This window comes from Streptomyces sp. NPDC001880 (genome assembly GCF_053594575.1).
Genome location: NZ_JBSFET010000030.1, coordinates 20,415 through 42,857, shown reverse-complemented (window position 1 = coordinate 42,857; position 22,443 = coordinate 20,415). Strand labels below are relative to the sequence as shown.

Here is a 22,443-nt window from a genome sequence, read left to right as displayed (position 1 = left end):
TCCGCGGAGATCAGGGCCGCGGCCCGCACGCAGCGATCAGCAATCAAGGAACACAGACCGGGGGTAGCCGTGCATCCGATGTTGAAGCCCGCACTGCGCCGCGCATGGCGCAGCGGAGGCACCGTGCAATTCGGGGTGACTCACGCCCATGCGGTGAAGTTCGGCCCGCTGGATATCGCCACAGGCAGTTTTCTGGAACTGCTCGACGGCACGCGCGGCCTGCCGCTGCTGCGCGAGGAGGCCCGCACACTGGACCTGTCGGCCCATCAAGTGGACACCCTGATCGCACGATTGGCCAATGCCGGGCTGATCGACGACGTGCGGGCCGCCGGCCCGGAGACCGATGCGCTACGGAACCGGCCCGGCGCCCTGGACCGGCACCGCCCCGATCTGGCGTCGCTCTCCGTCGTCCATCCCGAACCGGGCAGCGGAATACGGCGACTGGCGGCCCGTCGGGCGATGCGGGTCCAGGTGCGAGGCGCCGGCCGGGTCGGCGCAGCGATCGCGGCGGTGCTGTCCGGGTCCGGGGTGGGCCGGGTGGAGGTTCTGGACGGCGGGCACACCGAGCCGTGGGACGTCTCGCCCGGCGGGCTTCCTCCGACGGCCGTCGGGGAGCGCAGGGACACCGCCGCCCGGCAGTTGGTGCGCAGATCGGCCGCGGGTGCGGCTCCCCGGGCGGCGGAGACGGCGGGGTCCCCGGGCAGCGGCGAGCCGGGACTGTCGCTGATCGTGGTGGCCCCCCGAGACGGCCTCTCGGTGTACGCCCCCGACCCGCAGTCGGCCGAACCGTGGATCACCTCGGGGACTCCTCACCTCTACGCCGGAGTGATGGAGGCGACGGGAATCGTCGGGCCACTGGTCCTGCCCGGGGGTACGGCCTGCGCCGGGTGCCTGGCCCTGGAGCGCGCCGCCCGGGACGAGGACTGGACGAGGATGCTGTCCCAGTGGCGGTCCGGGCGGCGAACTGCCGTGCAGGCCTGTGACCTGGGCCTGGCAACGGCGGTGGCGGGCCTGGCTGCCGCCCACGCGCTGTCCTTCCTGGACGGGGAACTGCCCGCCAGCACCGGGACTCGTTGGGAGGCCGCGCTGCCGCTGTTGGACTGGCGGCCCGAGCGGATGGGACCCCACCTCGACTGTTCCTGTGGAGCGGCTGGACACACTGGGAGGGAGCGCCCCTCCGGGGCCGCCACGAGGCAGGACACAATGGCCGGGTAACCGCCGCACGCGGTACGGCAGTCTGGGATTTGGAGGGGCTCATGTCTGATCTACCCCGGAAAGCGGTCACCCGTACCGCCAAGTTGGCCGCCCTGCCTCTGGGCTTCGCCGGCCGGGCGACGTGGGGTCTGGGCAAGCGGATCGGCGGAAGATCGGCGGAGCTGGTCGCCCGGGAGATGCAGCAGCGCACCGCGGAACAGTTGTTCAAGGTCCTGGGCGAGTTGAAGGGCGGGGCGATGAAGCTCGGTCAGGCCCTGTCCGTCTTCGAGTCCGCGCTGCCCGAGGAGGTCGCCGGACCGTACCGGGCGGCGCTCACCAAACTGCAGGAAGCCGCGCCGCCCATGCCCAGCGACACCGTCCACGCGGTGCTGGAGGAGCGGCTCGGCGAGGGCTGGCGGGAGTTGTTCCTCGAATTCGAGGACAGGCCGTCGGCCGCCGCCTCGATCGGCCAGGTGCACCGGGCGGTGTGGCACGACGGGCGGAACGTCGCGGTGAAGGTGCAGTATCCGGGTGCCGGTCAGGCGCTGCTCTCGGATCTCACCCAGCTCAGCAGATTCGCCCGCCTGCTCGGCCCGTTGGTCCCCGGATTGGACATCAAACCTCTCATCACGGAGCTGCGCGACCGGGTCTCGGAGGAGCTGGACTACGAGCAGGAGGCCAGGTCGCAGCGGGAGCACGCCGAGGAGTTCGCGGACGACCCGGATGTGGTGATCCCCGGTGTGGTGCATCAGTCCGACCAGGTCCTGGTGACGGAGTGGATGGACGGTGTCCCTCTGGCCGAGGTGATCGCGGAGGGCACGCCGGAGCAGCGGGACCGGGCCGGTCAGCTGCTGGCGCGCTTCCTCTTCTCGGGGCCCGCGCGCACCGGTCTGCTGCACGCGGACCCGCATCCGGGAAACTTCCGGCTGCTGCTGCCCGACGAGGAGACCGGCGACGAAGGGCAGTGGCGGCTCGGAGTGCTGGACTTCGGGACGGTGGACCGGCTGCCGGGCGGTCTGCCGCAGACCATCGGGGACTCCCTGCGGCTGACGTTGGCGGGCGAGGCGGAAGTGGTGTACGAGCTGCTGCGCGAGGAGGGGTTCGTCAAGGACTCGATCGACCTCGACCCGGATGCGGTGCTCGACTATCTCCTGCCGATCATCGAACCGGCACAGGTGGAGGAGTTCACTTTCACCCGGAGCTGGATGCGCAATCAGGCGGCGCGGATCGCGGATCCGCGCTCACCCGCTCACCAGCTCGGCAAGCAGCTGAATCTGCCGCCCGCCTATCTACTGATACACCGGGTGACGCTGAGTACGATCGGGGTGCTGTGCCAGCTGGGTGCGACGGTGCGGCTGCGTGACGAGCTCGAATCCTGGCTGCCGGGCTTTCTGCCGGAGGGCGAGCCGGGCCCGGTAGTGAAGGAGTTGGCAGGCGACGCGCCCGCCGGGGCATAGGCCGGGGCTCACGAGCGGGCCGCGTTGCCGCCGGTCGGTCACCGTCGGGATCACCACCAGGCGGAGTCGAGGCGGCTCTCGATCGCCCTGATGTGGGTGCGGGCGCACTCTTCGCAGAAGTACTGGTGCCTGCCGTTCTCCACGGAGCAGATCCAGGTCGGCGGTGCGGTTTCCCCCTCGGCGGAGGTGCCGCACAGGGCACAGGCGACGACCGCGGCGTCGCTCTGCGCGGGTTGCTGAATCCGGCGCTGTGTCTCCTCGTCCACCTCGTGACGATAACTCCGTCTCCGCCGCCCCGCGCGGCACCACACAACACTGCCGCACAGCATCACCACACAGCACGACCGCGGGGCCGGCCCGTTCGGACCGGCCCCGCGGAAGGGCTACTGACTATGGGTACTGATCGCCGCCGGGCAGAGCGGTTGCCCGGCGGCAGGTGTTGCTGGTGTTCGGCCCGGCTAGTGCATGACCGCCATGGCCAGCGCTCGGCGGGCGCGCATCGAGGCACGCTCGGCCCGGCGCTGCATCCGGCGCGCATTGACCAGGCGCATGGCGTGCCGTTGCGTGTCGGCCTCCCTCAGGCGATCGTGCATATGAGCACGAGCCAGGGCTTCTGGGATGAGTTGCATCTCGCGGGTCCTGTTCTGACGCGAGTCGTTCGCGCCGGTGATCGTGACATTCGGTGTTGCGGAGCCGACGGGCTCGTTGGTGGGGACGGACATTTCTGCCTGATTTCGGGGATCGTGGGTGTGGGGACGGTCGATGGTGCCGATGCGCTTCATGGGTTTGGGGGCCGTGACCCCCAGCCCGGCGATCACGCCGCGACCGGGTTCTTGCGCGGACGGCCACGCGGCCGCTTGCGAGCGACGACAACGCCCTGGATGAAGAGCTCACCGCCCCAGACACCCCACGGCTCGCGACGCTCCTTGGCACCTGCGAGGCAGGCCTCGACGAGCGGGCAGGTGCGGCAGAGGGACTTGGCGTACTCGACGTCGGCGGGCGACTCCGCGAAGAAGACCTCCGGGTCGTAGGAGCGGCACGGGACGGGCACACCGAGGTTCTCGATGGCGTCGTCGAGCGCGGTGAGCGCGGTGAGGGGGATCAAGGCGGAGTCCTCCGTGAGGCCGGGCGGCGGGATCGTTTCGGAAGGCGGTACGGACGGGGCGTGCGCTTCGAGTTGCACGGTGGGTGGTGTCCTCGTCTGGTCGTTCCGGCCTGTTGGCCGGGTGGCGGCTGGTACCGGGTGTTGCTTGTCCCGAGGCTCCTTCTTGGTGTCTCGTCCGTTTGGACAAAACAAAAGGGCCGCGGATCCCGAGTGGGGTTCCGCGGCCCTGAAGGCGCCGGCCTGATGGTGAATCAGGCTGGATCGCTCCAGGGTTCAGGCCCACGGAAGGCCCACATCGTGTGGTGCTGCGTCGTCTGCTTCTTGGCGCCGGATTCCGCTCCCGCACCGACGGCCGCAAAGGCATAGGCCTGGGCCTGTCCCTTCGCTACTGCTGCTGCCGGTGCCTGAGCCGGTCGCTCATTGCGCTCCCGCACGGGAAGGCTCGCCGGAGACAGCGGACCGGCGACGGAAATGCCGGACAGACCGGTGCCACGGAGCGAGGACTCGAAAGAGCAGGAGAGGCCGAGCGAGCAGGCGGAGACGACCGAAAGATCGGTCATTTTGTTGGTCTTGATGATGCTGATCACTTCAATCGCCTCCTCTCGGCGTCTCGGGCGGACCGGCGGGCCGGTCCTACGTATTTGGATAAGTACAGCACAGGGCCAGGGCTTCAGAGAAGTCGCTGTTCCCGTGGTTAAGAACCTATGGTGATGACTGGGGCAGGCGCAAACTATTTTTTCGACGAGTTTTTCTCACACTTCGTCAGCAGCCTCGCCAAGCACCTCTTCCACCATCTCACCTGCGCAAATGGCCAGAACCGCGGTCCCGAACCGGCCCAACTTCCGCGCGCCGACCCCGGAGATCACCGCCAGTTCGCCCGCACTGCCCGGTACGGCCTCGGCGATCGCCATCAGCGTCTTGTCCGTGAACACGCAGTAGGCGGGCTGACCGATCTCCTTCGCCCTGACGGCCCGCCAGTCGCGCAGCCGCTCGTAGAGCGCCTCGTCCATGTCGGAGGGGCAGTCCTCGCAGCGCATCAGCTTCATCTCACCGGCGTCGGTGAGGGTCTTGCCGCAGACCCGGCAGCGGGCGGGGCCCCGGCGTCCGCGCTTGGCGACCGGCGCCGGGCCCCGTTCGATCCCCCCGCCACCGCCCGCGCCGCGTGCGCCGAGGGGCACCGAGCCGGGGCGCAGCCCGCTGAGGAAGTGGCTCGGGCGCCGTACGGCGCGGCCGCCGGGCGAGCGGGAGAGCGACCACGACAGCGAGAGGTGGAGGCGGGCCCGGGTGACGCCGACGTACAGCAGGCGGCGCTCCTCCTCGATCTGCTCGTCGGTCTTGGCGTAGGTGATCGGCACCATGCCCTCGGTCAGGCCGACCAGGAACACGGCGTCCCACTCCAGGCCCTTCGCCGAGTGAAGCGAGGCGAGGGTGACGCCCTGGACCGTGGGGGCGTGCTGGGCGGCGGCCCGCTCGTCGAGCTCCGCCACCAGGTCGGAGAGCGTCGCGCCCGGCCTGGCCCGTTCGAAGTCCTCTGCGAGCCGGACCAGGGCGGCCAGCGATTCCCAGCGGTCGCGCACCGCCCCCGAGCTCGCGGGGGGCTCCGAGGTCCACCCCTTGGTGGAGAGCACCGCGCGCACCTCTGCGGGCAGCCCCTCCGCCTTGTCGAGCAGGGAGTCGTTGCCCCCGGCGCGGGCGGCGCCGCGCAGGGCGACTCCCGCTTCCCGCACCTCCGCCCGCTCGAAGAAGCGCTCCGCACCGCGCAGCTGGTACGGCACGCCCGCGTCCGCCAGGGCCTGTTCGTAGACCTCGGACTGGGAGTTGACCCGGTAGAGCACGGCGATCTCGCCGGCCGGGACCCCGGTGGCGATCAGATCGCGGATCCGGCGGGCGGTGCCCTCGGCCTCCGAGGGCTCGTCGGCGTACTCCGTGTAGACGGGCTCGGGGCCGGACTCGCGCTGCGAGACCAGTTCGAGCCGGTGCTCCGCGGCGCGGCCACGGGCCTGGCCGAGCAGCCCGTTGGCCAGATGGACGACCTGGGGGGTGGAGCGGTAGTCCCGGACCAGCTTGACCACTGTCGCGTGGGGATGGCGGGTGCGGAAGTTCAGCAGGTGGTCGGGGGTGGCTCCGGTGAAGGAGTAGATCGTCTGGCTCGCGTCACCGACGACGCACAGGGTGTCCCGGTCTCCGAGCCAGAGGTCGAGCAGCCGCTGCTGGAGCGGGCTGACGTCCTGGTACTCGTCGACGACGAAGTGCTGGTACTGACGGCGGACGTGGTCGGCGATGTCGTGGCGGTCCTGAAGGATGGCGACGGTGAGCAGCAGCACGTCTTCGAAGTCGATCACCGAGCGGTCGCGCTTCAGCTCCTCGTACGCCGCGTAGATCTGGGAGATCTCGGCCGGGTCGCGCGGGGCGTCGCGCTGGGTCTTCGCGACCACGGCCGGGTAGTCGGCGGGCACGGTCTGGGTGACCTTGGACCACTCGATCTCGCTGGTGACGTCCCGCAGCTCGTTGCGGTCGAGCCGGATGCGACAGCGGGCGGCGGCCTCGGCGACCAGCTGGACCTTGCGCTCCAGCAGCCGGGGCAGGTCACCCCCGACCGCCTTCGGCCAGAAGTACTGGAGCTGGCGCAGGGCGGCGGAGTGGAACGTCCGCGCCTGGACGCCTCCGGCGCCGAGCTGGCGCAGCCGTCCGCGCATCTCACCGGCGGCCCGGTTGGTGAACGTGACGGCAAGCACACTGGTGGGCTGGAGTATCCCGGCACGCACCCCGTACGCGATGCGATGGGTGATCGCACGCGTCTTGCCCGTACCGGCTCCGGCCAGCACACACACCGGGCCGTGCAGGGCCGTGGCGACCTCGCGCTGCTCGGGGTCCAGGCCGTCGAGCACGGCGTCGGCCGACTCGGGGACCTGCGGGAAGAGAGAGGAATGCGTTGCTGCTGTCACCCCGCCATGCTGCCAGGTCGGGAGAGACGGGCGCGGAAGTTGTCCACAGGGGAACGGCATCTGTCGTACTAATGCGGCCCGGTTGCTCCCACACCGGTGCGGGAGCAACCGGGCCGGCTGATCCCCGAAACCGCTCCGGCCCACTGCGGCCCGACCGTCCAGGTGGTCCCGGCGGTCCCCGCCGTCCCAACCGTCCCGGCAGTCCCGGCCCTCCCGATCGTCCCAACCATCCCGGCAGGCCCGGCCACCCCGACCGTCCCGGCCCGGCTGCGGGAATGGCGGTTGCCTCGCGTACGTTGCCATTCCGTGCGGCGACGCACGGTCCAGCTTCTCCGCGTGACGGATGAGACGGATGCGACAGACGAGTCTGAGAAGACTGACGAGACCAAGGAGCACGAAGACATGTCGGGCACTGTGACGATGTACAGCACCACGTGGTGCGGCTACTGCCGTCGGCTCAAGAGCCAGATGGACCGCGAGGGCATCGCGTACAACGAGATCAACATCGAGCAGGACCCGCAGTCCGCGGCCTTCGTCGAGAAGGCCAACGGGGGCAACCAGACCGTTCCCACCGTCCTGGTGGTCGGCTCCACGGGCGCCGAGGCCGTCATGACGAACCCGTCCCTGGCGCAGGTGAAGCAGGCGCTCGCCGCCTGATCCCGCCTCTCTCGCGGTACGAGGACGCCTCCTCCGGTCGGACACCGGAGGGGGCGTTCCGGCAGGGATCCGGGGTCAGCCGACAGTGCCCGGCTTCGGGAGCGGTTTGCCGTACCAGAGTTCGATCAGGCGTGCCGCGATCGAGATGCCGTACGGGGGCAGGATCTCGCCCGATTCGAAGGCGGCCTTCAGGTCCTCGCGGGAGAACCACCGGGCCTCCTCGATCTCCTCGCCGTCCACATTGATCTCGGCCGAGGTGGCCCGGGCCATGAAGCCGAGCATCAGGCTCGACGGGAACGGCCAGGGCTGGCTGGCGATGTACTCGACCTCGCCGACCGTGACCCCCGCCTCCTCGAACACCTCGCGCACCACGGACTGCTCGATCGACTCCCCCGGCTCGACGAAGCCCGCGAGCGTCGAGAAGCGGCCCTCGGGCCAGTGCACCTGACGGCCCAGCAGGGCGCGGTCCTGGTCGTCGGTCACCAGCATGATCACCGCGGGGTCGGTACGCGGGTAGTGCTCGGCGCCGCAGGCCGGGCAGCGGCGGATGTGACCGGCCGCCGCGATGACCGTGCGCTCGCCGCAGCGGGAGCAGAAGCGGTGCAGGCGCTGCCAGTTCTCCAGGGCCACCGCGTGCGCCATCAGGCCCGCGTCGCGCGGGCCGAGCAGCAGACCGGCCTCGCGCAGGCCGGCCGGACGGGCCGGCTGGTCCATGCGACCTGGCAGGGAGTCCTTCTGGAGCGCGAAGTAGCTGACGCCTTCCTCGTCGGTGCCGAGGAAGTAGCGGTGGGTCTCGGTGACCGGGGCATCGAAGGCCGGGGTCATGACGATCTCCGTACCGCCGTCGGCGGTGTCGTCGATCAGCACCTGGCCGCCGGAGACGACGAACACGCGGGTGGTCGGGTGGCTCCACGCGGCGGACAGCCATGCCTCGTCGAGGCGGTGGTGCGCGGCGCGGTCGATGCCGCTGGGCGCGGTCAGACCGATGGGCCGGTCTGCGGTGGCGTTGTCGAAGGTGCTCACAGGTGCTTCCTACTCCCCCGGGACGGATCGGGTGTTCAGAGGATTCAGCGGAGTGCGGCGGCCAGCTCGCCCCAGAGGTGCGCGGTCGTCTCCACGCCCTTGAACAGAAGGTCCAGCTCGACCTTCTCGTTGGGGGCGTGCCAGCCGTCGGACGGTACGGAGATGCCCAGGAAGAGGACGGGGGCGCCCAGCACGTCCTGGAGGTCGGCGGCAGGTCCCGAGCCCCCTTCGCGGGTGAAGAGGATCTTCTGGCCGAAGGCCCGTCCCATGGCGCGGGCCACGGCCTGCAGGGCGGGGTGGTCCAGCGGGGTCAGGCAGGGGCGGGTGGCCGGGGCGAAGGTGATCCGGTGCCGGACACCGGCCGGGACCTGTGCCTCGGCCCAGGCCCGGACCACCTGCTGGACGCGGTCGGGGTCCTGGCCGGCGACCAGCCGGAAGCTGATCTTCACCAGGGCGGAGGACGGGATGATCGTCTTGCTTCCGGCGCCCTGATAGCCGCCGCCGATGCCGTTGACCTCAGCGGTGGGGCGGGCCCAGACGCGTTCCAGCGTGGAGTATCCGGCCTCGCCCGATGCCGCGCGGGACTTGGCGGTACGCAGCCAGGCAGCCTCGTCGAAGGGCAGCTCGGCAAAGAGCGCGCGCTCGGCATCGGTGAGTTCGGCCACGCCGTCGTAGAAGCCGGGGATCGCGACCCGGCCGTCCGTGTCGTGCAGCGCGGCGACGAGCCGGGCGACGGCGGTGGCCGGGTTGGGGACCGCGCCGCCGAACGAACCGGAGTGGATGTCCTGTTCGGGGCCGTGCAGCTCGATCTCGCACTCGGCGAGGCCGCGCATGCCGGTGCAGACCGTGGGGGTCGACTCGTCCCACATGCCGGTGTCGGAGACGATCACGGCGTCGGCGGTGAGCCGGTCGGCCCGCTCCTCGACCAGGGCACGGAAGTTCGGCGAGCCGGACTCCTCCTCACCCTCGATCAGGAGCTTGAGGTTGACGGCGGGGGCGGTGCGGCCGGTGGCGGCGAGGTGGGCCCGGACGCCGAGTGTGTGGAAGAACACCTGCCCCTTGTCGTCGGCGGCGCCCCGCCCGTACATGCGGCCGTCGCGGATCACCGGCTCGAACGGGTCGGTGTCCCAGCCGTCCTCCCGGGCAGCGGGCTGCACGTCGTGGTGCCCGTAGACGAGGACGGTCGGGGCGTCCGGGTCGCCGGACGGCCAGTGGGCGAAGACCGCGGGGGCTCCGGGCGTCTCCCAGATCTCGGTGACCGGGAAGCCGGTCTCCTCGAGCTTGGCGGACAGCCACTCGGCGCTGCGCCGTACGTCCCCGTCGTGGACCGGCTGGGCGGATACGGACGGGATGCGCAGCCAGGCGGCCAGGTCGTCCAGGAAGGCTGTGCGGTGCTGCTCGGTGTACGTACGGACGGCGCTGTCCGGGGTGTCGCTCATGGCCTTGAGCCTAGTGCCTCGCCCAGCGGGGTCCGCCCGCCCGCGGTGGCCCGGGGACCTGTCCGGGCCTGATCCGCCGGCAGGTCCTACGCCGTGGGCGGTGGCTCGTCCAGCAGGATCCGTTCAAGTTCCGCCCGGCCGGGGAGGCGGGTGGGGTGGACGGTCTCGCCGGTGCGTACGTACAGGAACGTGGCGGTGACGTCGGTGAGCGGCAGGTCGTGCAGTTCCGCCCAGGCCAGTCGGTAGACCGCGAGCTGCAGGGGGTCGGCGGTGTTGGTGCGGGTGGTCTTCCAGTCGACGATCTCGTATGTGTCCCCGGTGCGGTACACCGCGTCGATACGGCCCCGGATCACCCGGCCGGCCAGGGTGATCTGGAACGGCGTCTCGACGCGGTAGGGGGTGCGGCGGGCGTACGGGGTGCGCTCGAAGGCCGCCTTGAGTGCGGCGAGGTCGCGCTCGTCGGCGATCTCGGCGTCGTTCTCGTCACCGCCGGGCAGTTCGTCGGGCCCGAGCATGGGCAGCGGCAGCTCCTCGAAACGTGACTCCACCCAGGCGTGGAAGCGGGTGCCCCGGCGGGCCGCCGGCTGCGGGGGTTTCGGCATCGGGCGGGCCAGCTCCCGGGCGAAGCCGTCGGGGTCGTCGGCGAGGTGCAGCAGTTGGGTGGCGGAGAGCGAGGCGGGGACGAGGACGTCGCGCACGGTGGCGCGGGCGCGGCGCAGCTCGCCGGTGAGGGCGTCGAGATCGCGGTCCCAGGAGGCGAGGGTGCGGGCCTCCTCGGGGGTGAGGCGGTGCGCCCCGGCGGCCTCGGGGGTGCGGGCCGCTGGAACGTGCGGCGCGGGGGCGGCGGTACGGGGGGCGGCCGGAGGGCGCTCGGTGGACAGCGCGTCCCAGTCGTCGGCATCGTCGTAGTACGCCTCGTCGTCGGGAAACGGGGCGTCGTCGTGGGCGCCGTCGTCCGGTTCCGGAGCTTCGTCGGGCAGCACCCCGTACGCGTCCGGCACGCCCCCCGTCATGGCGAGGGCCTCCAGGTGGGCCATCACCGTCTCCGCGGCGGCCCTGCGGCGGGTCAGCGCGGTGTCGTCCAGCGGAAGCGGCCACGCGTGGTCGGCGGTCTCCCCGTCGAGCGCCGGGTTCTCCTCGTCCTCGGCCGGTTCGTCGGCCCAGACCTCGATCTCGCCGTGCCCGGCCACGCAGTGCTCGTACAGCGCGTGCAGGAAGCCGGACGGGCCGCGCGGCTTCTTCTGGGACGGGCCCCACCAGTGGCCGGAGCCGAGCAGCAGGGTGCGGGGTCTGGTGAAGGTGACGTATCCCAGGCGGAGCTCCTCGGTGTGCTGGTGCTCCTTCATCTCCTCCTTGAACGCCTTGATCCCCTTGGCGTCCCAGGAGTGCACGTCGGGGAGGGTCGCCCGGTCCCCGCGCAGGGCGTGCGGGAGGACCTTGGACTGGGCGGTCCAGGCTTCGCGGGACTGGCCGCTGGGGAACTGGCCGGTGACCAGGCCGGGGACGGCGACGACGTCCCACTCCAGGCCCTTGGACTTGTGGGCGGTGAGGACCTTGACGGTGTTCTCACCGCCGGGCAGGGCATTGTCCAGGCCTTTCTCGTACTGGACGGCGGTGCGCAGGAAGCCGAGGAAGGCGAGGAGGGTGGCCTCGCCGTCGACGGCGGCGAAGCGGGCAGCGACATCGAGGAAGTTGGCGAGTGTCTCGCGGCGGCGGGCGGCCAGGGCCTGCGGGGACGCGGAGAGCTCGACCTCCAGGCCGGTGGTGGCCAGGACCCGGTGCAGGACGTCCATCAGCGGGTCGGCCAGCGAGCGGCGCAGGTCGCGCAGCTCGGCGGCGAGGCGGGCGAAGCGGATGCGGGCCTCGGTGGAGAACGGCAGCCCGTCGTCCTCCTCACCGCCCGATTCGAGGAAGGTGTCCAGCGCGTCGGCGAGCGAGATCACCTCGGCCGGGTCGATGCCCTCGACGGCCTCGGCGAGACGGCGGTCGGGGTCGGCGTCCGCCTCGTCGCCTTGGGCAGCGCGGTGGACGAGGAGCCGGGCGCGGCGGCCGAGCAGGGCCAGGTCGCGGGGGCCGATCCGCCAGCGGGGGCCGGTGAGCAGCCGGACCAGCGAAGCGTTGGCGCCGGGGTCCTGGAGCACCTCGCAGACCGCGACGAGGTCGGCGACCTCGGGCAGGTGGAGCAGCCCGGACAGGCCGACGACCTCGACCGGGACGTCGCGGGCCACCAGCGCGGCCTGGATCTCCGGGAAGTCGCCCGCGGTGCGGCACAGGACGGCGATCTCGCCGGGTGCCTTGCCGGTCCGCACCAGGTGGGCGATCGAGTCGGCGAGCCAGTCGATCTCCTCGGCGTGGGTGCGCAGCAGCGCGCAGCGGACGATGCCGTCGCGCTCGGCGCCTGGGGCGGGGCGCAGTGCCTCGACACCTTCGTGCATGGCGCGCAGCGGTGCGGCGAGGCCGTTGGCGAGGTGCAGGAGCCGGCCGCCGCTGCGGCGGTTCTCACTGAGGGAGTAACGGGTGGCCGGGGTGCCGTCGGCGTGCGGGAAGTGCAGCGGGAAGTCGTCGAGGTTGGCGACGGACGCGCCGCGCCAACCGTAGATCGCCTGGCAGGGGTCGCCGACGGCGGTGACGGCGTGCCCGGTCGTCCCCCCGGGGCCATTGCCGAAGAGGGCGGAGAGCAGCAGGCGCTGGGCCACGGAGGTGTCCTGGTACTCGTCGAGCAGCACGACCCGGAACTCCTCGCGCAGGATCGTGCCGACCTCGGGGCGGGTGAGGGCCAGCTCGGCGGAGAGCGCGATCTGGTCGCCGAAGTCCAGGAGGTCACGGCTCTTCTTGGCCTCGCGGTAGCGCCGGGTCAGCCGGAGCAGTTCGCCACGGGCCTCGGCGGTCTCGGGGATCCTGCGCAGCTCGGCGTTGCTGAGCCTGGCGGTCTCCAGTGTGCGAAGCAGCTCCGTGTCGTACTCGGCGAGCCTGTCGGGGCGTACGAGGTGTTCGGCGAGCTCGGCGTCGAGGGCCAGCAGATCGCTGACGAGGGTGGGGAAGGACCTGGTCAGGGCCGGATAGGGGCCGGGGGCCTCGCGCAGTACGCGGGCGGCGAGCTGGTAGCGGGTGGCGTCGGCGAGGAGGCGGGTGGTGGGTTCGAGTCCGATGCGCAGTCCGTGCTCGGTGAGGAGCCGGCCGGCGAACGCGTGGTACGTGGAGATGGCGGGCTCGCCCGGGGGGTTGTCCGGGTCGATGGCGTCCGGATCGGTGACCCCGGCCGCGATCAGGGCCTTGCGGACGCGTTCGGCGAGCTCACCGGCCGCCTTGTTGGTGAACGTGAGCCCGAGGACCTGCTCGGGCGCGACCTGGCCGGTGCCCACCAGCCACACCACGCGCGCCGCCATCACCGTGGTCTTCCCGGACCCGGCTCCGGCCACGATCACCTGCGGGGCGGGCGGTGCGGTGATGCAGGCCGTCTGCTCCGGGGTGAACGGGATCCCGAGGAGTTCCTTGAGCTGCTCGGGATCGGTGATGCGTGAGGACACCCCAGAGAGGCTAACCGGACGCACCGACAACGTGCGGGGCCGCCGGGTGCCCGGCCGCCCCGCTCACTCCAGGACGTGGCGGCCCTCCGGCTGTGCGCTGCACGAGGCCCGGAAGGTGCAGTGCGTGCAGTGCTGGCCGGTCGTGGGGGTGAAGCGCTCGTCCAGGACCCGGCCGGCGGCGGTGGCCAGCAGTTCCGGTACCCATTCACCGGCGAGGGGTTCCTGCGCCTGCACCTTGGGATGGGCTTCGCCGCCCTCCTTCTTGGCGGCGGCCTGGCGCAGCTGTACGAGTTCGGCGCCGCCGGGCTCGGGGCGGCGGCCGTCGAAGACCTCGTCGACCGCGCCCGCCCGGACGGCCAGCTGGTACACGGCGAGCTGGGGGTGGCGGGCGACCTGGTCCTTGGTCGGGGACTGCTTGCCGGTCTTGAAGTCGACGACGTAGGCCCGGCCCTCGGCGTCCTGTTCGACGCGGTCCATGGAGCCCCGGATGCGCACCTCGTACTCCCCCGCTTCCAGTGTCACGTCGAAGTCGTGCTCGCTCGCGACGGGGGTACGGCCGGCCCGGTCCATGACGTGCCAGCGCAGGAAGCGTTCGAGGGCGGCCCGTGCCTGCTCCTTCTCCTGCCGGGACTTCCAGGGGGCGTCGAAGACGAGCCCGTCCCAGACCGAGTCCAGCCGCTCCATCAGGACGGCGAGATCGGCGGGGGTGCGTCCGGAGGCCACCTCGTCGGCGAGTACGTGGACGACGTTGCCGAAGCCCTGGGCCGCGGTCGCCGGGGCATCCGCCTTCACCTCGCGGCCGAGGAACCACTGGAGCGCGCAGGTGTTGGCGAGCTGGTCGAGCGCGCTGCCGGAAAGCGTCACGGGCTGGTCCCGGTCGCGGAGCGGGACCGCGGAGCTGGTCGGTTCGTACAGGCCCCACCAGCGGTAGGGGTGGGCGGCGGGTACGAGCGGCTGGCCCTCTTCGTCGGTGAGCGCGGCGAGCCGGGCGAGGCGGCGGGCGGCCTCCTCGCGCAGGGCGTCGGAGGCTTCGGGGTCGACGGTGGTGGCGCGGAGTTCGGCGACGAGCGCGGCGACCGCGAGGGGGCGGCGCGGCCGGCCGGTGACGTCACGCGGTTCGGCGCCCAGCTCGGCGAGGAAGCGGGAGGGCTGGTCGCCGTCGTCGGCGGGCGCCTTCACCGCGGTGACGACGAGCCGTTCGCGGGCGCGGGTCGCCGCGACGTAGAAGAGCCTGCGCTCCTCGGCGAGGAGGGCGCCGGGGGTGAGCGGTTCGGCCAGACCGTCGCGGCCGATCCGGTCCGCCTCCAGCAGCGAACCGCGGCGGCGCAGGTCCGGCCAGAGCCCCTCCTGGACACCCGCGACGACGACGAGGCGCCACTCCAGGCCCTTGGAGCGGTGCGCGGTCATCAGCCGTACGGCGTCGGGTCGCACCGCGCGCCTGGAGAGGGTGTCGGCGGCGATGTCCTGGGCGTCGACCTCCTCCAGGAAGTTGAGCGCGCCGCGCCCGCCGGTGCGTTCCTCGGCGCGGGCCGCGGTGTCGAAGAGGGCGCAGACGGCGTCGAGGTCGCGGTCGGCGTTGCGGCCGCCCGCACCGCCGCGCAGCGCGGCGCGCTCCAGCCGGCCCGGCCAGGGGGTGCCGGACCACAGTGCCCACAGGGCCTCCTCCGCGGTGCCGCCGCCTTCGAGGAGCTCGCGGGCCTTGCGCAGGAGTGCGCCGAGACGCTGGGCACCGCGGGCGTACGCCGGATCGTGCGCCACGAGCCGCTCGGGCTCGGCGAGCGCTCGGGCCAGCAGCACGCCGGAGGGGGCCGGTACGCGGTTCCCGGCGGCCCGCTCCTCGTCGCGCAGAGCCCGGCCGAGACGGCGCAGGTCGGCCGCGTCCATGGAGCCGAGGGGGGAGGCGAGCAGGGTCAGGGCGGTCTCGGTGTCGAGCCAGGAGACCGCCGCGTCCTCGCCCGCTGCGACGACCTGCACATCCGCGCCCACTGCGACATCCTGAGCGTCCTCGTCCGCTGCGACATCCTGCACATCCGCGCCCACTGCGACGTCCTGAGCGCCCACGCCCATTGCGACATCCTGAGCGCCCGCGCCCGCTACGACACCCTGCGCACCCGCGCCCGCTGACGAAGCCTGCGCGTCCGTGCCCGCCGCAACGTCCTCCGCCGCTTGCGCTGCATCCTGCGCGCCCGGCGCACCCCGGCGCAGGGCCGCCGTGGCGACCGCGCGCAGGGCCGTCAGGAGCGGGGCCACCGCCGGTTCGTGGCGCAGGGGGAGGTCGTCCCCGTCGACCTCCAGCGGGACGCCCGCCGACGTCAGGGCCCGGCGCAAGGAGGGGATCGTACGGCCCCCGGCCCGTACCAGCACCGCCATCTCGTTCCACGGGACGCCGTCTTCCAGATGGGCCCGGCGCAGCAGATCGGCGATGTTGTCGAGCTCGGTGGACGCGGTCGGATAGGTGTACGCCTCCACGCCGCCGCCTTCGCGGACCGCGGTGAGCTCCCGGTGGGCGCGGACCTTCGCCGAGGGCAGCCGGGTCAGCGGCATCCGGCGGGTGAGCAGCCGCGTGGCGGCCAGCAGCTGTCCGGCGGAACGCCGCGAGGTGGTGAGCACGCCGACCGGGGCCGGGGCGCCGTCCGCCCGGCGGAACGTCTCCGGGAAGTCGAGGATGCCGTTCACATCGGCGCCCCGGAACGCGTAGATCGACTGGTCCGGGTCACCGAAGGCGATCAGGTCCCGGCCGCCGCCGGCACCCGGGGCGCTGCCCCGGTTGCCGGCCAGCGCGTGCAGCAGCCGCACCTGCGCCGGGTCCGTGTCCTGGTACTCGTCGACGAACACCGCGTCGTACTGCCCCGCGAGCAGCGCCGACACCTCGGGGCGCTCCGCGAGCAGCACGGCCCGGTGCACCAGCTCCGCGTAGTCCAGCACCCCCTGCGCGTCCAGCACGTCCAGGTACTCGGCGAGGAACCCGGCGGCGGCGCCCCAGTCCGGCCGGCCGGTGCGACGGGCGAAGGCGGCCAGCGCGTCCGGCCCCAGACCCAGCTCACGGCTGCGGGCCAGCACCGCACGCACCTCGTCGGCGAAGCCGCGCGTGGTCAGGCAGGCCCGCAGCTCGTCGGGCCACCGGATGCGCGCGAAGCCGTCCCGCTCCAGTTCGAGCTGGCCGGCGAGCAGCTCGCGGACGGTGACGTCCTGTTCCGGTCCGGAGAGCAGCCGCATCGGTTCGGCGAAGAGGTCGGCGTCCTGGTGGGCGCGGACCAGTGCGTAGCAGAAGGAGTGGAAGGTGGTGGCCTGCGGACCGCGGGCGGCGCCGAGGCGGGCGGCCATCCGGTCGCGCAGCTCCACTGCGGCCTTGCGGCTGAAGGTGAGCACCAGGACGCGGGCCGGGTCGCCGCCCCGTGCGATGCGGGCGGCGACCGCCTCGACGAGCGTGGTCGTCTTGCCGGTACCGGGCCCGGCGAGCACCAGGAGCGGGCCGCCGGGGTGATCAACCACCGCGCGCTGCGCCGCGTCCAGGAGAGGAGGGTCCACGGAGCCCGGCGGGGTGCGCACCAGACGGTACGCGCCCGCGGCCCGCTGCCGTGTCCGACGGGGCGGACTGTGCCGGGTGAAGGAGGAGGAGCTCACGTGGATCGCCGGTCCTGGTGGGTGTACTGATGATGAGGATGCGGTGCGCGCCGCGAACTTACGAAGTTACGTCAGCGGGGACGCGATACGGGGCGGGAGCGCTGCGTGCCTCGTCACGTTCCGGAGCGCGGACGTCGTTGCGTACCCGGTGCCGCACCCGGCCGTGGATTCCGTCACTCCGCGCGGCCACGGTCCCGCCGTGTCACATGCCACAGACCTTGCCGGCAGTCGCTTTCTGCACGCTCCCGATCACTTCTTGTGCGCCCCGGGGCACTTCCCGGAAGTCGGATACGTCGTACGGCCCCGGCGCCGCCCGCTGTGCCGCCGGATGGCGGAAGCTGTCAGTTGTGAGCACCTCCGCCCTTGTCCCGGTCCACGCCCCCGTCCGCGGTGACGCCGTCCCACCGTGCCCGCTTCATGTCGAGGCGTGGCAGGTGGCCCTCCGCGCTGCGCGACGCCTCGCGCAGCGGGGTGCCCTCCGTGCGGTAATGGTCCAGCGCGCGCAGCTCGTGGCCCGGGAGCAGTGCCCCGTCGGCGCGCACCACGCGCCACCACGGCACCGCGGCCCCGTACAGCGACATGACCCGGCCGACCTGGCGCGGACCGCCCTCGCCCAGCCACTCGGCGACATCGCCGTACGTCATGACGCGGCCGGGCGGGATCAGCTCGGCGACATCGAGCACCCGCTCCGCGTACTCCGGCAGTGCGTGGCTCGTGCGGTCGTCGCTCGTCCCGTCGCCGCTCGTGCGCTGTTGGCTCATCCGGCCCATCCTGCCGTACGTCGCCGACATTCCGGCCCGTTCCGTGTGCGTCCGGTCACAGGGCCTGCAGGCGGCAGCGAAGGGGCGTATGTTGCGCTTCCCATGTCCGTGCAGTGCACCCTGATGCCCAGCCGTGTCGCCGGGCCGTGCCACCATCGTGCGGGCGGTGACCGGTGATACGAGAACACGAAGACCAATCAGAGGCGACGAAGGAGCAGGGCGTGCAGCCACCGAAGGCGGCGGACGCCCCTGATGCCGGGTCGCAGCCGGACACGTCCCACGCACCCGCCGAAGAGCCCCGCGCCGAGCCCGGGAAGCCCGGCGGCGAGCGGGAAGAGTTCCCCGCGCATCTGGCCGGCTCGACGCTCTCGACCGCCGTGGCGGAGCAGGCCGAGCGCGTCTCGGGAGACGAACCGCTGCTCTCCGCCCGGGTGCACCGCCCCTCCGACCTCATGCGGCTCCTCATCGGAGTCCTGGCGATCGCCGTCCTGCTGTCGATCGGTGCATTCGCCCACGGCACGACCACCGGTCTCGAACAGGACATCAACAAGGGCACCGGTCAGGCCCCCGACATCGTGATCAAGACGGCGGGTCTGGTCTCCAGCATCGCCGTACTGCTCGTCCCGGTCGTCTTCGCCATCGAGCGGCTGATCAAACGCGACGGCCTGCGGATCGCCGACGGGGTGCTCGCCGCCGTACTGGCCCACGGCGTCACGCTCGCCGCCGACCTGTGGGTCGCCGAGTCCGCCCCCGAGACCATCCAGGACGCCCTGACCCAGCCGCAGCCCGGTGCCGCGCTCACCGATCCCGTGCACGGCTATCTCGCGCCGGTGATCGCCTATATGACGGCGGTCGGCATGGCGAGACGGCCGCGCTGGCGGGTCGTGCTGTGGGTGGTACTGCTGCTCGACGCGTTCGCCATGCTGGTCGGCGGCTACACGACCCCGTTCTCGATCGTCCTCACCGTGCTGATCGGCTGGACCGTGGCGTACGGCACGCTGTACGCGGTCGGCTCGCCGAACGTACGGCCGACCGGTCAGCACCTGATGGCCGGTCTGCGCCATGTCGGCTTCCGCCCGGTCAGCGCGATGCGCGCCGACGACGCCCCGGACTCGGGCGACCAGAGCGACCGGGGACGCCGCTATCTGGTCACCCTGGATGACGGGCCGCCGCTCGACGTCACGATCGTCGACCGCGAGCAGCAGGCCCAGGGCTTCTTCTACCGGCTGTGGCGCAGGCTCACCCTGCGCGGCATCACCCAGCGCCGCTCCATCCAGTCGCTGCGCCAGGCACTGGAACAGGAGGCACTGCTCGCCTACGCGGCGATCGCCGCCGGGGCCAACGCGCCCAAGCTGATCGCCACGTCCGAGCTCGGACCCGACGCCGTGATGCTGGTGTACGAGCACATCGGCGGCCGTTCGCTGGACGCGCTGGAGGACTCGGAGATCACCGACGAGGTGCTGCACGGCTCCTGGCGTCAGGTGAAGGCGCTCCAGTCCCGGCGGATCGCGCACCGCAGGCTCACCGGCGACGCCATCCTGGTGGACCGTTCCGGCAAGGTGTTCGTCACCGATCTGCGCGGCGGCGAGATCGCGGCCGGTGATCTGGTCCTGCGGATGGACGTCGCCCAGTTGCTGACCACGACGGGGCTGCGGGTCGGCGCCGAGCGGGCCGTCGCCGGTGCGCTGGAGGTGCTCGGCCCCGACGCGGTCGCGGACTGTCTGCCGCTGCTCCAGCCGATCGCGCTGAGCCGCTCCACCCGGGCGGCGCTGCGCCGGCTCGCCCGGGAGCGCTCGCAGCGGGAGCGCGAGGCGGTGTTGGAGGCGTCGGACGCGGCCAAGCGGGCCAGGGCGGCCGATCACGGGGCGGCCGCCGGCGACCGCAGGGCCGACCGCAAGGCGCTGCGCAACCAGAAGCAGGCCGACAAACGCGCCCTGGACGACGCCCTGGACGAAGCCCGCGAGGAGGACCTGCTTTCCCAGATGCGGCGGCAGGTGCTGCTGATCCGACCGCAGGCACCGGTCGAACCGGTGCGTCTCGAACGCATCAAGGCCCGCACCCTGCTCAGCTGCATCGCCGGTGCGATCGCCGCGTACTTCCTCATCTCACAGGTCACCCAGGCCGATTTCGGCGCGGTCGTCGAGCAGGCGGAGTGGGGCTGGGTGGCGGCCGCGGTCGCCTTCTCAGCGCTCAGCTACGTGGCGGCGGCGATGAGCCTGTTGGGCTTCGTGCCGGAGCGGGTGTCGTTCGGCAAGACGGTACTGGCGCAGATCGCCGGATCCTTCGTGAAGATCGTCGCCCCGGCGGCGGTCGGCGGTGTGGCGCTGAACACCCGCTTCCTGCAACGGGCCGGGGTGCGTCCGGGGCTCGCCGTGGCAAGCGTCGGCGCCTCGCAGCTGTTCGGTCTCGGCTGCCACATCGTGCTCCTGGCGGCCTTCGGCTATCTGACCGGCACCGAGAGGACGCCGTCCTCGCTCACCCCGTCCAGGACGGTGATCGCCGGGCTGCTGACGGTCGCCGTGCTGGTGCTGGTGGTGACGGCGGTCCCGTTCCTGCGGAAGTTCGTGGTGACACGGGTGCGGTCGCTGTTCGCCGGAGTCGTGCCGCGCATGCTCGACGTGGTGCAGCGGCCGCAGAAGCTGCTGACCGGCATCGGCGGAATGCTGCTGCTGACCGGCATGTTCGTGATGTGCCTGGACGCCTCGGTCCGGGCCTTCAGCGGTCCGGACGTGCCGCATCTCAGCTACGCCAGCATCGCGGTGGTCTTCCTGGCGGGCAACGCGCTGGGGTCGGCGGCGCCCACACCGGGCGGCATGGGCGCGGTCGAGGGCGCGCTGACGCTCGGGCTGATCGCGGTCGGCCTGCCGAAGGAAGTAGCGGCACCCGCCGTGCTGCTGTTCCGCCTGCTGACGCTGTGGCTGCCGGTGCTTCCCGGCTGGCTCTGCTTCAATCATCTGACCCGCAAGGGCGAACTCTGACGCGACCTCAGCCGCCATACGGGGCCACCCGCAAGGCCAGTCGGGCGACGGCGCGGCGACCCGCCACCCGCATGGACCGGTGCCCCGTGCAGCGCCCGGATTCCCGCCGCACCATGGGCCCATGAGGACCTCCCCTGCTCTGCGCGCCGCCGCCCTGGCCGCCGCCGTCACCGTGCTCCTGCCCATCGCCGCCTGCTCGGAGAGCGGCAACAAGGAAGACCCGGACGGGCCGCAGAGCACGCCGCTCGCGGCGAACGCCGCCGAGACCGGCACCCCCGGCGACCTCGCCTCCCAGAAACTGACATGGAAGCCCTGCCCCGCCCCGTCCCCGGCCCAGGGCAGCGGAACGGCGCCGTCCCCGCTGCCCGGCGGCACCCCTTGGGAGTGCGCGTTCATGCGCGCGCCGCTCGACTACGCGAAGCCCACGGGCGAGACGATCCGGCTGGAACTGATCCGGGCCAGGGCCAAGCACCAGGACAAGCGAATCGGCTCCCTCATCTTCAACTTCGGCGGTCCCGGCGCCTCCGGCGTCGCCACCCTGCCCGCCTTCGGCACCGACTACGACAAGCTCCGCGCCCGTTACGACCTGGTCAGCTTCGACCCGCGCGGCGTGGGCCGCAGCGACGGCGTGAAGTGCGAGACCGACAAGCAGCTCGACGCCCGATACGAGATCGACGGCACCCCGGACACCCCCGAGGAGGTGAACACCTTCGTCAACGGCACCAAAACCTTCGCGGCGGCCTGCGAGAAGAACTCCGGCACGCAGCTCCCCTACGTCGGCACCACCGACGCCGCCCGTGACATGGATCTGATGCGCAAGGTGCTCGGCGACAAGAAGCTGTACTACTTCGGCATCTCGTACGGCACCCAACTGGGCGGCGTATACGCCCACTTGTTCCCGAACAACGTCGGCAGGTCGGTGCTGGACGCGGTGATCGACCCGACGCAGAACTTCGAGCAGACCGCGCTCGGCCAGGCCAGCGGCTTCCAGCTGGCGCTGGACAACTTCACCAAGGACTGCGCCGACCGCGGCGACGCCTGCAGGCTGCCCGGCGCCAACTCGCAGGAGGTCGAGCAGGGGATCTCCGATCTGCTCGACAGACTGGAGAAGCAGCCGATCGAGGGACTCGGCTCGCGCCAGCTGACGGAGACCCTGGCGACCACCGGCATCGCGGCCGCCCTCTACTCCAAGGAGACCTGGCCGCTGCTGGAGCAGGGCGTCGACGAGGCCGACGGCGGCAACGGCGCGCTGCTCCTCGCCCTCGCCGACTCGCTGAACGGCCGTTCCGACAATGGCCAGTACGACAACTCGATGGCCGCCAACACCGCCATCAACTGCGCCGACTCCAAGCAGCGGTTCACCACGGACCAGACCGAGGCCAAGCTCCCCGAGTTCCGGTCCGCCTCGAAGATCTTCGGTAACTATCTGGGCTGGGCCTTGATGACCTGCACCGGCTGGCCGGTGCCGGGCGCCTGGATCAGCCCGGACGTCAGCGCCCCGGGCGCGGCCCCCATCCTCGTCGTCGGCAACACCGGCGACCCGGCGACGCCGTACGGGGGCGCCAAGGCGATGACCGACGCGCTGGGCAAGGGCGTCGGCGTGGAGGTGACGTACGAGGGCCAGGGGCACGGCGCGTACAACAGCGGCAACGCCTGCGTGCAGCAGACCGTGGACGGCTACCTGCTGAACGGCAGGATCCCGGCGGCCGGAACCATCTGCCAGTAGCGGCGCA

The 22,443-nt window shown here is 72.1% G+C and carries 15 protein-coding genes; 5 read left to right on the top strand and 10 right to left on the bottom strand.

Annotated features, from left to right (window positions below; all coding sequences use genetic code 11):
- Positions 1 to 69 precede the first annotated feature (69 nt).
- Complete coding sequence (locus ACWCQ6_RS18655; RefSeq protein ID WP_451090427.1) at positions 70 to 1,215, top strand: ThiF family adenylyltransferase; 1,146 nt, start codon at positions 70 to 72, stop codon at positions 1,213 to 1,215.
- Positions 1,216 to 1,256: 41 nt separating this feature from the next.
- Positions 1,257 to 2,651, top strand: a complete 1,395-nt coding sequence (locus ACWCQ6_RS18650) for an ABC1 kinase family protein (RefSeq protein ID WP_451090425.1) — start codon at positions 1,257 to 1,259, stop codon at positions 2,649 to 2,651.
- 50 nt (positions 2,652 to 2,701) lie between these two features.
- Here the strand turns inward: ACWCQ6_RS18650 and ACWCQ6_RS18645 are convergent, their stop codons facing one another.
- The 5 genes from ACWCQ6_RS18645 to ACWCQ6_RS18625 form a co-directional block, all read right to left on the bottom strand.
- Positions 2,702 to 2,917, bottom strand: a complete 216-nt coding sequence (locus tag ACWCQ6_RS18645; protein WP_451090423.1) for a hypothetical protein — start codon at positions 2,915 to 2,917, stop codon at positions 2,702 to 2,704.
- 192 nt (positions 2,918 to 3,109) lie between these two features.
- A complete protein-coding gene (locus ACWCQ6_RS18640; RefSeq protein ID WP_451090483.1) occupies positions 3,110 to 3,433 on the bottom strand; it encodes a hypothetical protein in 324 nt (107 codons plus the stop codon).
- Positions 3,434 to 3,465: 32 nt separating this feature from the next.
- Positions 3,466 to 3,834 (bottom strand): WhiB family transcriptional regulator, encoded by a 369-nt coding sequence (locus ACWCQ6_RS18635; protein ID WP_451090421.1) that lies wholly within the window; start codon positions 3,832 to 3,834, stop codon positions 3,466 to 3,468.
- Positions 3,835 to 4,007: 173 nt separating this feature from the next.
- Complete coding sequence (locus tag ACWCQ6_RS18630; RefSeq protein WP_451090419.1) at positions 4,008 to 4,343, bottom strand: hypothetical protein; 336 nt, start codon at positions 4,341 to 4,343, stop codon at positions 4,008 to 4,010.
- Positions 4,344 to 4,508: 165 nt separating this feature from the next.
- The gene (locus ACWCQ6_RS18625) at positions 4,509 to 6,761 is read right to left on the bottom strand and encodes an ATP-dependent DNA helicase UvrD2 (protein WP_451090417.1); all 2,253 of its coding nucleotides are present in this window, start codon (positions 6,759 to 6,761) and stop codon (positions 4,509 to 4,511) included.
- Positions 6,762 to 7,103: 342 nt separating this feature from the next.
- On the opposite strand from ACWCQ6_RS18625, the gene ACWCQ6_RS18620 reads away from it, so the two are divergent.
- The gene (locus ACWCQ6_RS18620; protein ID WP_072483861.1) at positions 7,104 to 7,358 is read left to right on the top strand and encodes a mycoredoxin; all 255 of its coding nucleotides are present in this window, start codon (positions 7,104 to 7,106) and stop codon (positions 7,356 to 7,358) included.
- 75 nt (positions 7,359 to 7,433) lie between these two features.
- On the opposite strand, the gene nudC is transcribed toward ACWCQ6_RS18620, so the two are convergent.
- The 5 genes from nudC to ACWCQ6_RS18595 form a co-directional block, all read right to left on the bottom strand.
- Positions 7,434 to 8,381: an NAD(+) diphosphatase gene (nudC, locus tag ACWCQ6_RS18615; RefSeq protein ID WP_451090415.1), complete on the bottom strand. Its 948-nt coding sequence runs from the start codon at positions 8,379 to 8,381 to the stop codon at positions 7,434 to 7,436.
- Positions 8,382 to 8,425: 44 nt separating this feature from the next.
- Entirely contained in the window at positions 8,426 to 9,820 is a 1,395-nt protein-coding gene (locus tag ACWCQ6_RS18610) for a dipeptidase (RefSeq protein WP_451090413.1), read from the bottom strand.
- 86 nt (positions 9,821 to 9,906) lie between these two features.
- Entirely contained in the window at positions 9,907 to 13,347 is a 3,441-nt protein-coding gene (locus ACWCQ6_RS18605) for a UvrD-helicase domain-containing protein (protein WP_451090411.1), read from the bottom strand.
- 63 nt (positions 13,348 to 13,410) lie between these two features.
- The gene (locus tag ACWCQ6_RS18600; protein ID WP_451090409.1) at positions 13,411 to 16,971 is read right to left on the bottom strand and encodes an ATP-dependent helicase; all 3,561 of its coding nucleotides are present in this window, start codon (positions 16,969 to 16,971) and stop codon (positions 13,411 to 13,413) included.
- 341 nt (positions 16,972 to 17,312) lie between these two features.
- Positions 17,313 to 17,732 (bottom strand): MGMT family protein, encoded by a 420-nt coding sequence (locus ACWCQ6_RS18595; protein WP_451090407.1) that lies wholly within the window; start codon positions 17,730 to 17,732, stop codon positions 17,313 to 17,315.
- Positions 17,733 to 17,953: 221 nt separating this feature from the next.
- Here ACWCQ6_RS18595 and ACWCQ6_RS18590 point away from each other — a divergent pair, with 221 nt between their 5' ends.
- Together ACWCQ6_RS18590 and ACWCQ6_RS18585 are read left to right on the top strand one after the other, a co-directional pair.
- Complete coding sequence (locus ACWCQ6_RS18590; protein WP_451090405.1) at positions 17,954 to 20,710, top strand: lysylphosphatidylglycerol synthase transmembrane domain-containing protein; 2,757 nt, start codon at positions 17,954 to 17,956, stop codon at positions 20,708 to 20,710.
- 121 nt (positions 20,711 to 20,831) lie between these two features.
- The gene (locus ACWCQ6_RS18585) at positions 20,832 to 22,436 is read left to right on the top strand and encodes an alpha/beta hydrolase (protein WP_451090403.1); all 1,605 of its coding nucleotides are present in this window, start codon (positions 20,832 to 20,834) and stop codon (positions 22,434 to 22,436) included.
- The last annotated feature ends 7 nt before the right edge of the window (positions 22,437 to 22,443 follow it).